General features: G+C 67.6%; 12 protein-coding genes. 3 read left to right on the top strand and 9 right to left on the bottom strand.

What is annotated here, in order from left to right; all coding sequences use genetic code 11:
* Positions 1 to 30 precede the first annotated feature (30 nt).
* Complete coding sequence (locus CFB81_RS06970) at positions 31 to 456, bottom strand: type VI secretion system amidase immunity protein Tai4 (RefSeq protein ID WP_089434914.1); 426 nt, start codon at positions 454 to 456, stop codon at positions 31 to 33.
* Positions 453 to 863 (bottom strand): type VI secretion system amidase effector protein Tae4, encoded by a 411-nt coding sequence (locus tag CFB81_RS06965; protein ID WP_256976067.1) that lies wholly within the window; start codon positions 861 to 863, stop codon positions 453 to 455. The genes CFB81_RS06970 and CFB81_RS06965 overlap by 4 nt, the downstream gene beginning before the upstream one ends.
* A gap of 300 nt (positions 864 to 1,163) precedes the next feature.
* Here CFB81_RS06965 and CFB81_RS06960 point away from each other — a divergent pair, with 300 nt between their 5' ends.
* A complete protein-coding gene (locus CFB81_RS06960) occupies positions 1,164 to 4,031 on the top strand; it encodes a valine--tRNA ligase (RefSeq protein ID WP_089434913.1) in 2,868 nt (955 codons plus the stop codon).
* Between the two features lie 87 nt (positions 4,032 to 4,118).
* A complete protein-coding gene (gene galU / locus CFB81_RS06955) occupies positions 4,119 to 5,003 on the top strand; it encodes a UTP--glucose-1-phosphate uridylyltransferase GalU (RefSeq protein WP_089434912.1) in 885 nt (294 codons plus the stop codon).
* A 53-nt stretch (positions 5,004 to 5,056) separates the two neighbouring features.
* Here galU and CFB81_RS06950 read toward each other — a convergent pair whose 3' ends face one another.
* From CFB81_RS06950 to CFB81_RS06920, 7 genes are all read right to left on the bottom strand, one after another.
* Positions 5,057 to 5,671 carry a DUF4136 domain-containing protein gene (locus CFB81_RS06950; protein WP_089434911.1) on the bottom strand — a complete coding sequence of 205 codons (615 nt, stop codon included), beginning with the start codon at positions 5,669 to 5,671 and terminating at the stop codon, positions 5,057 to 5,059.
* 37 nt (positions 5,672 to 5,708) lie between these two features.
* Positions 5,709 to 8,096: a CHASE2 domain-containing protein gene (locus CFB81_RS06945; RefSeq protein ID WP_069621322.1), complete on the bottom strand. Its 2,388-nt coding sequence runs from the start codon at positions 8,094 to 8,096 to the stop codon at positions 5,709 to 5,711.
* 10 nt (positions 8,097 to 8,106) lie between these two features.
* Complete coding sequence (locus tag CFB81_RS06940) at positions 8,107 to 9,468, bottom strand: FecR domain-containing protein (protein ID WP_069621321.1); 1,362 nt, start codon at positions 9,466 to 9,468, stop codon at positions 8,107 to 8,109.
* Entirely contained in the window at positions 9,465 to 10,169 is a 705-nt protein-coding gene (locus CFB81_RS06935; RefSeq protein ID WP_006490421.1) for a response regulator transcription factor, read from the bottom strand. Before CFB81_RS06935 ends, CFB81_RS06940 begins: the two co-directional genes overlap by 4 nt.
* A gap of 266 nt (positions 10,170 to 10,435) precedes the next feature.
* Positions 10,436 to 10,870, bottom strand: a complete 435-nt coding sequence (locus tag CFB81_RS06930; RefSeq protein WP_089434910.1) for a peptidase — start codon at positions 10,868 to 10,870, stop codon at positions 10,436 to 10,438.
* A 227-nt stretch (positions 10,871 to 11,097) separates the two neighbouring features.
* Positions 11,098 to 11,325, bottom strand: a complete 228-nt coding sequence (locus CFB81_RS06925) for a sulfurtransferase TusA family protein (protein WP_006402122.1) — start codon at positions 11,323 to 11,325, stop codon at positions 11,098 to 11,100.
* A gap of 117 nt (positions 11,326 to 11,442) precedes the next feature.
* Positions 11,443 to 12,378, bottom strand: a complete 936-nt coding sequence (locus CFB81_RS06920; protein WP_069621319.1) for a LysR family transcriptional regulator — start codon at positions 12,376 to 12,378, stop codon at positions 11,443 to 11,445.
* A 111-nt stretch (positions 12,379 to 12,489) separates the two neighbouring features.
* On the opposite strand from CFB81_RS06920, the gene CFB81_RS06915 reads away from it, so the two are divergent.
* Entirely contained in the window at positions 12,490 to 14,010 is a 1,521-nt protein-coding gene (locus tag CFB81_RS06915; RefSeq protein WP_069621318.1) for a CoA-acylating methylmalonate-semialdehyde dehydrogenase, read from the top strand.
* The last annotated feature ends 46 nt before the right edge of the window (positions 14,011 to 14,056 follow it).

Raw genomic sequence — 14,056 nt, 5'->3', positions numbered from 1 at the left:
CGGCGACGGCTTCGGCGCCCGTAGTCAGCGTTACTTGCTGCGTCGCCCGGCAGGTTTGTCGCCGATCCAGTCGGGATGAGGGACATACCGGCGAACTTGTTCGTCGAGTTCGGGGCCGTGATACAGGTCCAGGCATTTCAGCAGCGCAAATTTTGCCCCGGCGTAACCTTCCACGGGATTGCCGTAATCGCGGCGCAAATAGCGTTCTGCAAGCTGCTCGACCGCCCGATCGCCTTTATCCTCATCGTAATAAGTCCATTCCAGGAACGCACTCTTGGTGACATCGGCATCCTCGCCTGCCGGCGATCCCCGGTAAGCGAGCGACAGGCACGCCGCCAACGCCCTGTCCTTGTAATTCTCCGCATTGGTGCGCCGCACGGCCATGACCGAATCGGCTGCTTCGGCAGACAGTGCCGAACATAGCGCGACGGCGCAGACCACCCGAAAAATGTTCATTTGAGCGCCCAGAAATAAGCGCGGCTAGTGCGATAGTTCGCCTCCGGCTCGTTGAAATAGCAAGCGTCGTAGCACTTGCGTCCATTGAAAAGTGTCGCATGCCCGCTGGCGTCACTCCATCCATGCACCTCGAAAAGGATAAGACCACATTTCCCCGCCAGTGAGCCCCCGCCACTCGGTGGATAGGCAATGAGTTGAGGCGCGCCCCAAACGACTTTCAGAAACGAGACAACATCTCTGACACGATAGAAATAGTGCCGGCGATCGGCTCCTTCCCTGGTCTTGCCCGACATGAACGGAACGACTACGCCAGATTCATTCAGGATATAGCTCATACGAACCGCGCATGTGTTCCGCCAAGGGTTCGTTTTATCCCGGATATGCGCAGCAACGCTGCCCCCTATCACCTGTGCCACTCTCTCGCCCGAACGGGCCGGATCGTAAATCTTCGTTGACGCCGCCCACGCGGCGGCAAATGTCGGTCGTATCACTCCATTCTCCTTGGTGGCGACGGCGGACCGGTGCGGCAGCAAGCCCTCGCCGACTCAAACCCGCAGCCTGCCCCGCAAGTTAGCCGTCCCGACACGCGTCGGCAATTGGACGCGTACGAACCTGACTGTAAGCCGCGAACGGCTCCGCTCGACGCCCGGCGACTTATAATGTGCGGTTCAAGTCTCCAACAAGCATTTTTCGGCAAATTTCCAACCATGAGCGACAACACGCTGGCGAAGAGCTTCGAACCCCACACCATCGAGACCCAATGGGGGCCGGAGTGGGAAAAACGCGGCTATGCCGCCCCGGCATTCGATCCGTCCCGCCCCGATTTCGCGATCCAGTTGCCGCCGCCGAACGTGACGGGCACGCTGCACATGGGCCACGCGTTCAACCAGACGATCATGGACGGCCTCGCCCGCTATCACCGGATGCTCGGCGAGAACACGCTGTGGGTGCCCGGCACCGACCACGCAGGGATCGCGACCCAGATCGTCGTCGAGCGCCAGCTCGACGCGCAGGGTGTGTCGCGCCACGACCTCGGCCGCGGGAAATTCGTCGAGCGCGTGTGGGAGTGGAAGCAGAAGTCCGGCTCGACGATCACCGGCCAGGTGCGCCGCCTCGGCGCGTCGACCGACTGGTCGCGCGAGTACTTCACGATGGACGACAAGATGTCGGCCGCCGTGCGCGACGTGTTCGTCACGCTGTATGAACAGGGCCTGATCTATCGCGGCAAGCGCCTCGTCAACTGGGATCCGGTGCTGCTGACCGCCGTGTCGGATCTCGAAGTCGTGAGCGAGGAAGAAAACGGCCACCTGTGGCACATCCGCTACCCGCTCGTCGACGGCTCGGGCTCGTTGACGGTCGCCACCACGCGTCCCGAGACGATGCTCGGCGACGTCGCGCTGATGGTTCACCCGGAAGACGAGCGCTACGCGCACCTGATCGGCAAGCTCGTCACGCTGCCGCTGACGGGCCGCGAGATCCCGGTCATCGCCGACGACTACGTCGATCGCGAGTTCGGCACCGGCGTCGTGAAGGTCACGCCCGCGCACGACTTCAACGACTATCAGGTCGGCCTGCGCCACAAGCTCGCGCCGATCGAGATCCTGACGCTCGACGCGAAGATCAACGACAACGGCCCCGAGCAGTATCGCGGCCTCGACCGCTTCGACGCGCGCCGTGCGATCGTCGCCGACCTCGATGCGCAGGGCTTCCTCGATTCGGTGAAGCCGCACAAGCTGATGGTGCCGCGCGGCGACCGCACGGGCGTCGTGATCGAGCCGATGCTGACCGACCAGTGGTTCGTCGCGATGACGAAGCCGGCGCCGGAAGGCACGTTCAACCCGGGCAAGTCGATCACCGAAACGTCGCTCGACGTCGTGCGCAGCGGCCAGATCAGGTTCGTGCCGGAAAACTGGACGACCACCTACTACCAGTGGCTCGAGAACATCCAGGACTGGTGCATCTCGCGTCAGCTGTGGTGGGGTCACCAGATTCCCGCATGGTACGGCGAGAACGGCGAGGTGTTCGTCGCGCGCGACGAGGAAGACGCACGCGCGCAGGCCGCCGCGAAGGGTTATACGGGCGCGCTCAAGCGCGACGAGGACGTGCTCGACACGTGGTTCTCGTCGGCGCTCGTGCCGTTCTCGTCGCTCGGCTGGCCGAACGAAACGCCTGAACTGCAGCACTTCCTGCCGTCGTCGGTGCTCGTCACCGGCTTCGACATCATCTTCTTCTGGGTCGCCCGGATGGTGATGATGACCACGCACTTCACCGGCAAGGTGCCGTTCCACACCGTCTACGTGCACGGCCTCGTGCGCGACGCGGAAGGCCAGAAGATGTCGAAGAGCAAGGGCAACACGCTCGACCCGATCGACATCGTCGACGGCATCGATCTCGACACGCTGGTCGCGAAGCGCACGACGGGCCTGATGAACCCGAAGCAGGCCGCGACGATCGAGAAGAAGACCCGCAAGGAATTCCCGGACGGCATCCCCGCGTTCGGCACCGACGCGCTGCGCTTCACGATGGCGTCGATGGCGACGCTCGGCCGCAACGTGAACTTCGACCTCGCGCGCTGCGAAGGCTATCGCAACTTCTGCAACAAGCTGTGGAACGCGACGCGCTTCGTGCTGATGAACTGCGAAGGCCACGACTGCGGCGCCGACAAGCCGGACGTGTGCGGCGCGGGCGACTGCGGCCCCGGCGGCTACCTCGACTTCTCGGCGGCCGACCGCTGGATCGTGTCGCTGCTGCAGCGCACCGAAGCCGACATCGCGAAGGGTTTCGCCGATTACCGCTTCGACAACGTCGCGAGCAGCATCTACAAGTTCGTGTGGGACGAGTACTGCGACTGGTATCTCGAACTCGCGAAGGTGCAGATCCAGAACGGCACGCCGGAACAGCAGCGCGCGACGCGCCGCACGCTGCTGCGCGTGCTGGAAACGGTGCTGCGCCTTGCGCACCCGGTCATCCCGTTCATCACCGAAGCGCTCTGGCAGAAGGTCGCGCCGCTCGCCGGCCGCTATCCGCAAGGCAAGGCCGAGGGCGAAGCGTCGCTGATGACGCAGGCGTATCCGGTCGCGAACCTGCAGAAGCTCGACGAGGCGTCCGAACAGTGGGCGGCCGACCTGAAGGCGATCGTCGACGCGTGCCGCAACCTGCGCGGCGAGATGAACCTGTCGCCGGCCACCAAGGTGCCGCTGCTGGCAGCCGGCGACGCCGAGCGCCTGCGCTCGTTCGCGCCGTACGTCCAGGCCCTCGCGCGCCTGTCGGAAGTGCAGATCCTCGCGGACGAAGCGGCGCTCGACCAGCAAGCGCACGGCGCGCCGATCGCGATCGTCGGCCCGAACAAGCTGGTGCTGAAAGTGGAGATCGACGTCGCGGCCGAGCGCGAGCGCCTGTCGAAGGAAATCGCGCGCCTGACGGGCGAGATCGCGAAATGCAACGCGAAGCTCGGCAACGAGGCATTCGTCGCGAAAGCGCCGCCGGCCGTGGTCGAGCAGGAGCAGAAACGCGTCGCGGAATTCCAGAGCACGCTCGAAAAACTGCGCGCGCAGCTCGATCGGTTGCCTGCGTAACAAACGGTAAGGTCGTTTGCGTTCACTATAATCGGAACGTGAACATAGACCGTCTGACAAGTCGATTACAGGAATAAAGGTTCGATCATGTTGAAAGTCACCAAGGCGGTATTCCCCGTGGCCGGCCTCGGCACGCGGTTCCTGCCGGCAACGAAGGCGAGCCCGAAGGAAATGCTGCCCGTCGTCGACAAGCCGCTGATCCAGTACGCGGTCGAGGAAGCGATCGCCGCGGGCATCACCGAGATGATCTTCGTGACCGGGCGCAGCAAGCGCGCGATCGAGGACCACTTCGACAAGTCGTACGAAGTCGAGGCCGAACTCGAGGCGCGCGGCAAGGAAAAGCTGCTCGAGCTCGTTCGCAGCATCAAGCCGAGTCATGTCGACTGCTTTTACGTGCGCCAGCCGGAAGCGCTGGGCCTCGGCCACGCGGTGCTGTGCGCGGAAAAGCTGGTTGCCGACAACCCGTTCGCGGTGATCCTCGCGGACGACCTGCTCGACGGCAACCCGCCGGTGATGAAGCAGATGGTGGACGTGTTCGACCACTATCACAGCTCGGTGATCGGCGTCGAAGAGATTCCGCCGTCGGAGACGAAGTCGTACGGGATCGTCGACGGCAAGGAATGGGAAGAGTCGATCGTCAAGATGTCGGCGATCATCGAGAAGCCGGCGCCGGAAGTCGCGCCGTCGAACCTCGGCGTGGTCGGCCGCTACATCCTGAAGCCGCGGATCTTCGAGCACCTGCGCGCGCTGAAACCGGGCGCGGGCGGCGAACTGCAGCTCACCGACGCGATCCAGGCGCTGCTCGCCGACGAGCAGGTGCTGGCCTACAAGTATCAGGGCACGCGTTACGACTGCGGCAGCAAGCTCGGCTACCTGAAGGCGACGGTCGAATTCGCGCTGCGCCACCCGGAAGTCGGTGCGGAGTTCGAAACGTACCTGCGCACGCGCGACGGCGGACAACCGACCGTCTGAACGCGGCACGGGCCCGCCCCGGCGGGCCCGCCCTCATCTCGCGGCCAGCGCTTTCAGCGCGCGTCGGCCGGCTTCACCGAGACGACGCCCGGCATGCCGCCCGCGTCGTCTTTTTTCGTCTTGACGAGCCAGCCGTTACCGTCGCCGAACGGCACCTTCGCCAGCGCGCTCTTCACGAGCGCCGGCGCGGCCTGCTGCGTGCCCGGATCGCGGTCGCGCAGCGACGCCGACACGCGATAGACGTCGGCGCCCGATTTCGCATCGACGAAGCGCAGCGTCAACACGTGGCGGTACACGCGGCCCATGAACGGCAGCGCGAGCGGCGCGGGCCCGTCGACCGTCACGCATGCGCTGCTCGCCGCGCCGCAGCCGTCGGCGCTCGCCGCGACCGCCGCCGGCTGCGTCGCGTACGCGACCGACAACCGGTAGCGCGCGTCCTTGAGCGGCTGCGCATCGAAGCCGCGGCGCGCGAGTTCGTCGCGCACGAGCGTCTCGATCTGCCGGTACTCGGCGTCGCTCGCCTGCGCGGCCGTCCGCACGAAATCGTAGCCGTGCGCCCCCGAGGCAAATGCATTCGGCTGACCGAGCGCACTCACGCCGCTCGTCACGCCGGCGCAACCCGTCAACAGCGACGCCGCCAGCGCGGTCGCCGCCCATTGCTTTCTCATGGCTTTCCCCAAATACCTGCCGTCGCGCCCGGCCCTGTCAGGCGGACGGCTCGTCGATCGCGGGCAGCGACACCGTCACCGCGGTGCCGACCCCGACTTCGCTGTCGACCGACACGCTGCCCCCATGGCGCGTGACGACCGTCTTCACGAACGCCATGCCGAGCCCGGAACCCGAGATTTCGGGCCGCTCGCCGGCATGGAATCGCTTGAAACGCTCGAACAGATGCCGCTGATCTTCCGGCGCGATGCCGTATCCCTGATCGCGAATCGTACAGAACATCCGCTTCGATGCGTGCTCGACCGTCAGCGTACACGTGATCACCGTGTCGGACGGACTGTATTTGACCGCGTTGTTCAGCAGGTTCACGAATGCGCGCGTGATCAGCGAGCGGTCCGCACGCACCCAGCACATGTCGGCGCCCACGTCGGTCTCGACGCGGATGTGCTTCGCCTGCGCCTGCGGCCACACCTCGTCGCTCGCGTCGATCAGCACGTCGACAAGGCTCGTCACCTCGAGCTGGTACGCCTGCGACTCCGCGCGCGCCAGTTGCACGAACTCGTCGGCCAGCGACAGCGCGCGGTGCGCATAGCGCTCGATCCGCGCGAGCAGCCCGCGCATCGCGTCGCTCTCGACGCGGTCGCGCTCGATCTCGACCAGCGCGAGAATCGACGACTGCGGCGAGCGCATGTCGTGCGACAGCAGATGCAGCGCTTCCTCGCGCTGCCGCTCGGCCGCGTGCAGCTCGGTCACGTCGACGAGGCCGGCGATCCAGCCGGTCACGCGGCCCTGCGCGTTCGTACACGCCGCGTAGCGTAGCAGATGGTCGAGCCCGTCGCGGTCGCGCACCTCGATGCCGCGCGCCATCGCGTCGTGCTCGGCCTCGAGCGTCGGATCGAGCGCCGCCGGCCAGTGCTCGCGGATCGTCGCGTCGTGCTCGGCGTTGCCGTCGACGGTCTTCATGAACGTCAGCTCGCCGAGCGCGATGCGCAGCGGCCGCCCTTCCGGCAGCGGCAGCGCGAGCCGCGACCCGTAGCGTTTCGCCGCGTGGTTCGCGATCAGCACGGTGCCGGCGAGGTCGGTCACGAAGATCGGCTCCGGCATGCTGTCGAGGCTGTCCCACACGAAGCGCTTCATGTCCTGCACGCGCTGCGCAGCCTGCGCCATCAGCGCCATCTGCCGCTCCAGCACGTCGCCGCCGACGTTGCGCGTGCGCGGCGCCTCGGGCAGCAGGTGCGGCTCGTCCGCGAGCTTCTGCAGCTCGCGGCGCAGGTACGACATCGTCATTTCCAGCCGCCGCCAGTTCCAGATCGGGTAGACGGCGATCAGCCCGAAGATCGCGGGCGCTGGCGTCAGCCAGATGCGCGCCTCGAACAGCAGCGCCAGACTCGCGACGACGGCGAGCGCGGCAAGGCTCAGCGTCAGCAGCAACGCGCGCCACGGCGACAGCATCAGGAAGCCGCCCAGCAACACGGCGAGCGGCAGCAGCGACGCGACGAACAGCCCCGCGCGCGACGCGGGCGAGATCGCACTGCCGGTCGCCAGCATGTCGAGCACGTTCGCATGGATGTATACGCCGGCGAGCGGGCCGAACTCGCCGGACACCGGCGTCGCGAAGCGATCGTACAGCCCGGACGCCGTCACGCCGACGACGACGACCTTGCCGCGCAGTGCGTCAGGCTTCACGCGCCCTTCGAGCACGTCGTCGAACGATAGCGTCGGATACGCGGGCGTGTTGCGGCTGAACGGAATCAGGTAGCGGCCCTCGCCCGCCGCATCGCGCGACAGGTCGTGCGCGTTCGGGCCGGGCACGCCGCCGACCGGGTGCAGCCGGCCGGCCTGGATCGCACGATAGACGGGCACCATCAGTTGCGGCCAGCGCACGCGGCCGTCGCTTTCGAACAGCGCGACGCTGCGCACGATGCCGTCGCGATCGACTTCGAGATTGATATGGCCGAGCCCCGTCGCACGCGCCGCGAGCGCGGCGACCGGCGGATCGACGGAGCGCGTGCCGTCCGCCTGCTCGGGGCTCAGCAGCACCGGCAAGAAGGTCGGCACGCGGCTCATCGCGTCCGCGAACGCGCGATCCTCTGGCGACGGCTCGGTAAACAGCACGTCGTAGACGACGGCGGCCGGCTGCGCGCGCGCGAGCGTGTCGAGCAGCCGCGCGTGCACGTCGCGCGGCCACGGCCAGCGGCCGAGCGCGGACACGCTCTGGTTGTCGATGTCGACGACCACCACGTCGGGTGACAGCGGCAGGCTGCGCAGCATCAGCAGCCGGTCGTAGATCAACCCGTCGACGCTCGACGACAGGCGGCCGAGCGCGCACGCGAGGATCACCGCGACGCCGAGGCAGCCGATCGCGATCCATTCGATCAGGAAACGGCGGCCGAGGCGCCGCCGCGGAGAAACGGAGTCTGGTTTCATGCGCCGCGGGTCAGCGCGACAACGTGAACGCGCCGACCGGACTGGTCTTCTCGTAGAACTTGCCGCCTTCGAATTCCTCGACGATCACGGCCCAGAAATAGTCGCCCGGCGGCAGGTGCGCGACGGTGATCTGGCGCGCGTGCAGGCCGACCTGGTCGACGACAGGCGCGCTCAGGTCCTTCGAGCGCGACAGCACGAACCGGTAACGCGCGTTCTTGCCCGCCCCGTTCGGCGACCAGCGGAACTCGTAACCGCCGGCGCCCTGCGACGCGCTCGCGTCGAGCCCCATTGCCCGGCGTTCGAACGTATAGGTGCGCGGCAGCCCCTCGAGGCCGTTCGTATCGATCGCGGCGATCCGCACGAAGTAGTTGCCGTTCGGCACGTCGCGGAACACCGCGCGCGGCGAATCGGTGCGCGTTTCGCGGAACAGGTCGAGCAGCCCCGCGTCGTGCGCGAGCTGCACGCGATACGCTTGCGCGTGCGCGAGCGGCACGACGTCGAACGCGACGTCGGGCTCGTCCTGCACCTTGTCCGGATGCTCGAGCGTGGGCGCGCCGAGCAACTCGACCGGCGCCCCGACCGCGCCCGACGACGTCGCGACGCTGCCGAAGTTCGCATGCACGAGCGTTGCGCCGGCCGGCTTGCGGCCGCCCGCGACGCCGACCGTGCCGTCGAGCACTTCGACGCGCGTCGCCGCCGTGCCGGCCGCGTCGTAGTTCACGCGAAAGCGCGTGCCGCGCACGCCGGCGACGACCGACGGCGAGCGGATCTGGAAGCGGTCGTCGCGTTTCTTCAGGTGGGTGACTTCGCTGTCGACCGAGCCGCGCGTCAGTTCGAACTCGCGATCGAGCGTGCCGGTCAGCACGGTGCGGCGCAGCGACTTCAGGTCGAGCTGACTGTCGGGCGGCAGGCTCATGTGCGTGCCGTCGGTCAGCTCGATCGTCACGAAGCCGTTCGGGCCGGTGCGCACGCGGTCGCCTTCGGCGAGCGTCGCATCGTTCGCGAGCGGCGCGAAAGCATCGCCGGACGCGCGCTCGGCCGTGCCCTGCACCGCGATCACGCGCGCGGTGAGCTTTTCCTTGCGCAGGCGCGCGACCGGCAGCTTCAGCGCGATGCCGGGCTGCAGGCGCTTCGGCGCCGGCACGCCGTTGATCTGCTGGAGCAGTTGCCAGTCGTCCGCGCCCTGCAGGTAGCGCGCGGCGACGTCGTACAGCGTGTCGCCCGCCTGCGTGCGATAGACGACCGTCTTGCCCGCGGCGGCGGGCGGCTGCGCCGCGGCCTGCTGCGCGGCGAACGCGAATGCGACCGCGCAGGCCGCGCGCAGCGCCGCCGTGCACAGGCGCGCCGTGCGCTGCGTGATGCGCGCGGTCACTCCGGTTCCCCCTGGCCGACCCGTTCGAGTCGGTAGCCGTACCCGTAGATCGGCGCGAGACGGTAGCCGTTTTCGGGCCGCAGGCCGAGCTTGGTGCGCAGCATCGAAATGTGCGTATCCATCGTGCGCGACGGAATGTCGGTCGCCTGCTTCCATACGAGGTCGAGAATGTGCGCGCGCGACAGCGGCCGGTCGAGATGCTGGAACAGCAGCAGCGCGAGCTCGAATTCCTTTTGCGTGAGGCTCACGGCCTTGTCGCCGACGTACGCCTGCTTCAGGTTCACGTCGAAACGGAACTGGTCGAACTCGCGGACGGTCGCCTCGGCATTGACTGGATACGCGCGGCGCAGCAGCGAACCGATACGTGCGCGCAGGATCGGACCCGACACGGGCTTGACCACGTAATCGTCGGCGCCGGCGTTGAGGATCTGCGTGATCCCGGCCTCGTCGTCGCGGCTCGTCATGAAGATGATCGGCAGGCTGTGCTCGGTCTGGTTCGCCCGCACCCACTTGAGCACTTCCTCGCCGGACATGTCGGGCACGTTCCAGTCGAGCACCAGCAGGTCGAACGTCTCGCGCTGCAGGCGCTTCTTCAGGGCCTTGCCTTCCTTGAACGCATAACACGTATGGCCGACGGCCGTCAGCGTTTGACTGACGAAATCCGTCTGGGCCGGATCGTCATCCAGTACAGCAATTCTCATAGCACCCCGCAAATCGAAGTCGATTCGTCCATTCGGCTCCCGCGCCTGCCCGGTCGCGCAGCGTGCGTGCGGCGTCCGGATACCGGCCTGCGAGCCCTCGTTCGCCGCTCGCGCCACCTGCGCAAGCCGGCGACCCCGGCTAAATATCTCAAAAACGGGGCACGGACGAACCGGCGATTTCATCATAGTAGTATGAAATTCGCCAAGAAATTGCGCGGACTATCACCCTTTCTTCGAATAATCCTTTCTCTTGCGCAACCGGACGCCTATTCGGCGCCCACGATGCCGGCCACCGGCTCGGCGAAATCATCCGTCGGCATGCGTGGCGACGGCCGCCGCGGCAGCGGCGGTTGCGCCAGCATCCGCTGCAGCTGGTCGCGCACGCGCTCCCACGCGCCGGCCGCGTAGTCGGGCTGGCCCGCCGCCCATGCCTGCGCCAAATCGAACACGCGTTCGATCGTCGCCCCGCAGTAGGTCGGGCCCGAGCCGTCGTCCCGCGCGGCGTCGCGCAGCCGTTCGTCCAGCCACTCGGACAGCCACGGCATCTCGGCCGCGGCCGAATCCGCATAGGCCTCCAGCGCGGCACGCGCGTGGCGGTCCTGTTGCGGATCGAGCTCGATCCGGCTCAATTCCGAGGTGCGCACGGGCGCAATGCTTTCCGCTCCGGACGGACTTCGAAGGGTCCCTGGTCTGAAGGACATGTCCTCTCCCCGTTGTACGACGGTAGCGTCAGGCATGGCCCCCGAGCCCGCCGTGCGACGTACCGTGGCCGGCGCCTCCGCTGGGAGCGGACGACCGGCCGGGTCAGTATACGCAGCCGGTCACGCAACGAGGTTTAAGAATTGTCAGAGAAGCGCGGCTAGCGCTTTCCAGTGGAACAGGAGCCTGGGCGAGGCGCCTGGCGCCGCGGGACACGTGATGCGCGCCTTCAGCGGCGGCGCATCAGGAACACGAAGGTCTTGTCCTGGGTCGTCGATTCGACGATCTCGTTGCCCGTCTGCTTCGCGAACGCGGCGAAATCGCGCTGCGAGCCCGGATCGGTCGCGAGCACCTTGAGGATCTGCCCGCTTTCCATATCGGCAAGCGCTTTCTTGGCACGCAGGATCGGCAACGGGCAATTGAGCCCGCGCGCATCCACTTCCTTGTGAATCTGCATCGGCTGTCGACCTTCGAATGACGCGCCACACATGGCGCGGGAGGAAGCCGCGATTTTACCGCAGCGCCGCCGTGCGCGCCCGGGCCGCCCACGGCCAGACGCCCGCCGGCACCCGGCTCACGCGCCGGAGAAGCCGCCCGCGAGCCGTTCGCGCAGGTGCCGCACGAGCGCGCGCACCGCACTCGGCACGACCGGGCTGTACGGACGGATCGCAAAAATGTGATCGCCGAACGCGCCCGACGGCCGCCAGCCGTCGAGCAGCGCGACGAGCCGGCCGGCGTCGAGATCGCGCCGCGCGCTGAAATCGGGCAGCAGCGCGATGCCGAGCCCGCCGAGCGCGGCCTCGCGCATCGCCTCGCTGTTGTTCGCCGCGAAACTGCCGCGCACCGGCACGCTCACGCGCTCGCGCCGTCGGCCGTCCGGCTCGAAGCTCCACGCGGCCGGCTCGTGCTCGCGCAGGTAGCACAGGCAGCTGTGATCGACGAGCTCGCTCGGGTGGCGCGGCGCGCCGCGCGTGTCGAGATAGTCGCGGCTCGCGACCAGCAGCGAACGCGTGTCGCACAGTTTCCACGCGACGTGGGTCTGCGGCGCGGTGGTCGTATGGCGGATCGCGAGATCGAAGCCCTCCTGCGTCAGCGAATGCAGGCGGTCCGACAGGTCGAGCTCGATTTGTACGCCCGGATGCTGGCGCAGGAAATCCGGCAAGTGCGGCACGACCTGCTGGCGCCCGAGCGCGACCGGCGCCGTGACGCGCAGCAGCCCGCGCGGCTCGCCGGCGAGATCCTTCACGCGCGCGAAGTGCTGGCCGATCGACTCGAACGCGTCGCGCGTGCTGTCGACGAGCGTCTGGCCCGCATCGGTGAGCCGCACGCTGCGCGTGGTGCGGCGCACGAGCGGCACGCCGGCCGCCTTTTCGAGATCGGCGATGCGCTGGCTCATCGCGGCCTTGCTGATGCCGAGCCGCTGCGCGGCAGCCGTGAAGCTGCCGGCCGCGGCCAGCACCGTCAGCGAATGGATATGCGGCCAGAGCGCCTGGACATTTTGCTGATTCATCCAGTGATTATTCAGAATTCTGAACAGTGAATCAAGCTGCGCGGCCTTCTCGCGCCTGGCCGCTTTGCCTAGACTAGGTGCGGTCCATCCCCCCCATTCCAGGAGACGCGCATGACCACGGTTCCCGCATATACGTCCGACGCCGACGTCGGCCACTACATCGACGGCGCGCCCGTCGCCGGCCGCAGCGGCCGCTTCCAGGACGTCCTCAACCCGTCGCTCGGCCGCGCGGTGCGCCGCGTCGCACTCGCCGGCAACGACGAAGTCGACCGGGCGGTCGCGTCCGCCCACGCCGCGTTCCCGGCCTGGGCCGATACGCCGCCGATCCGCCGCGCGCGCGTCCTGCACCGCTTCCTGCAACTGATGAACGAGCACCGCGACACGCTGGCGGCGATCATCACGGCCGAGCACGGCAAGGTGTTCTCCGACGCACAGGGCGAAGTCGCGCGCGGCATCGACATCGTCGAATTCGCGTGCGGCGTGCCGCAACTGCTGAAGGGTGACTTCACCGACCAGGTCAGCACCGGCATCGACAACTGGACGATGCGCCAGCCGCTCGGCGTCGTCGCGGGCATCACGCCGTTCAACTTCCCGTGCATGGTGCCGTGCTGGATGTTTCCGGTCGCGCTCGCGACGGGCAACACGTTCGTGCTGAAGCCGAGCGAGCGCGACCCGTCGGCCGCGCTGTTCATCGCCGACCTGCTTACGCAGGCCGGCCTGCCGGCCGGCGTGTTCAACGTCGTGCAGGGCGACAAGGGCGCGGTCGACGCCCTCCTCGACCACCCGGACGTGCAGGCCGTCAGCTTCGTCGGCTCGACGCCGATCGCGGCCTACGTGCAGCAGCGCGCGGTGCAGTCGGGCAAGCGCGTGCAGGCGCTCGGCGGCGCGAAGAACCACCTCGTCGTGATGCCCGATGCGAACATCGAGCAGGCGGTCGATGCGCTGATCGGTGCCGCGTACGGCTCGGCCGGCGAGCGCTGCATGGCGATCAGCATCGCGGTGCTGGTCGGCGACGTGGCCGACAAGATCGTGCCGGCCGTGGCCGAGCGCGCGCGCAAGCTGGTGATCGGCGACGGGATGTCGCCGGAAGTCGAGATGGGCCCGATCGTCACCGGCGAAGCGCTCAAGCGCATCGAAGGCTATATCGAGCAAGGCGTGAACGAAGGCGCGCAACTGGTGGTCGACGGCCGCGGGCTGCGCGTGCCGGGCCGCGAGGCCGGCTTCTTCACCGGCGGCACGCTGTTCGATCACGTGCGGCCCGACATGCGGATCTACAAGGAAGAAATCTTCGGGCCGGTGCTCGGCTGCGTGCGTGTGAAGGATTTCGGCGAAGCGGTCGACCTGATCAACGCGCACGAGTTCGGCAACGGCGTGTCGTGCTTCACGAGCGACGGCGGCATCGCCCGCGAATTCGCGCGGCGCATCCAGGTCGGGATGGTCGGCATCAACGTGCCGATCCCGGTGCCGATGGCGTGGCACGGCTTCGGCGGCTGGAAGAAGAGCCTGTTCGGCGACATGCACGCGTACGGCGAGGAAGGCGTGCGATTCTACACGCGCCAGAAGTCGGTGATGCAGCGCTGGTCGTCGAGCATCGGCAAGGGCGCCGAATTCGCGATGCCGACCGCGAAGTAAGCCGACCGGTGCGCCGTCGGCCGATCCGTTCGGCGGGCGACGCACC

The organism is Burkholderia sp. AU28863 (genome assembly GCF_002223195.1).
Lineage (GTDB): Bacteria > Pseudomonadota > Gammaproteobacteria > Burkholderiales > Burkholderiaceae > Burkholderia > Burkholderia sola.
The sequence above is the reverse complement of the archived record's forward strand: the minus strand, read 5'-3'. Positions and strand labels throughout refer to the sequence as shown.

Bases quoted from the DNA above. Each gene is read 5' to 3' on its own strand.
- CFB81_RS06970 (WP_089434914.1), bottom strand. From the start codon at position 456: ATGAACATTTTTCGGGTGGTCTGCGCCGTCGCGCTATGTTCGGCACTG.
- CFB81_RS06960 (WP_089434913.1), top strand. From the start codon at position 1,164: ATGAGCGACAACACGCTGGCGAAGAGCTTCGAACCCCACACCATCGAG.
- galU (WP_089434912.1), top strand. From the start codon at position 4,119: ATGTTGAAAGTCACCAAGGCGGTATTCCCCGTGGCCGGCCTCGGCACG.
- CFB81_RS06950 (WP_089434911.1), bottom strand. From the start codon at position 5,671: ATGAGAAAGCAATGGGCGGCGACCGCGCTGGCGGCGTCGCTGTTGACG.
- CFB81_RS06945 (WP_069621322.1), bottom strand. From the start codon at position 8,096: ATGAAACCAGACTCCGTTTCTCCGCGGCGGCGCCTCGGCCGCCGTTTC.
- CFB81_RS06935 (WP_006490421.1), bottom strand. From the start codon at position 10,169: ATGAGAATTGCTGTACTGGATGACGATCCGGCCCAGACGGATTTCGTC.
- CFB81_RS06930 (WP_089434910.1), bottom strand. From the start codon at position 10,870: ATGTCCTTCAGACCAGGGACCCTTCGAAGTCCGTCCGGAGCGGAAAGC.
- CFB81_RS06925 (WP_006402122.1), bottom strand. From the start codon at position 11,325: ATGCAGATTCACAAGGAAGTGGATGCGCGCGGGCTCAATTGCCCGTTG.
- CFB81_RS06920 (WP_069621319.1), bottom strand. From the start codon at position 12,378: ATGAATCAGCAAAATGTCCAGGCGCTCTGGCCGCATATCCATTCGCTG.
- CFB81_RS06915 (WP_069621318.1), top strand. From the start codon at position 12,490: ATGACCACGGTTCCCGCATATACGTCCGACGCCGACGTCGGCCACTAC.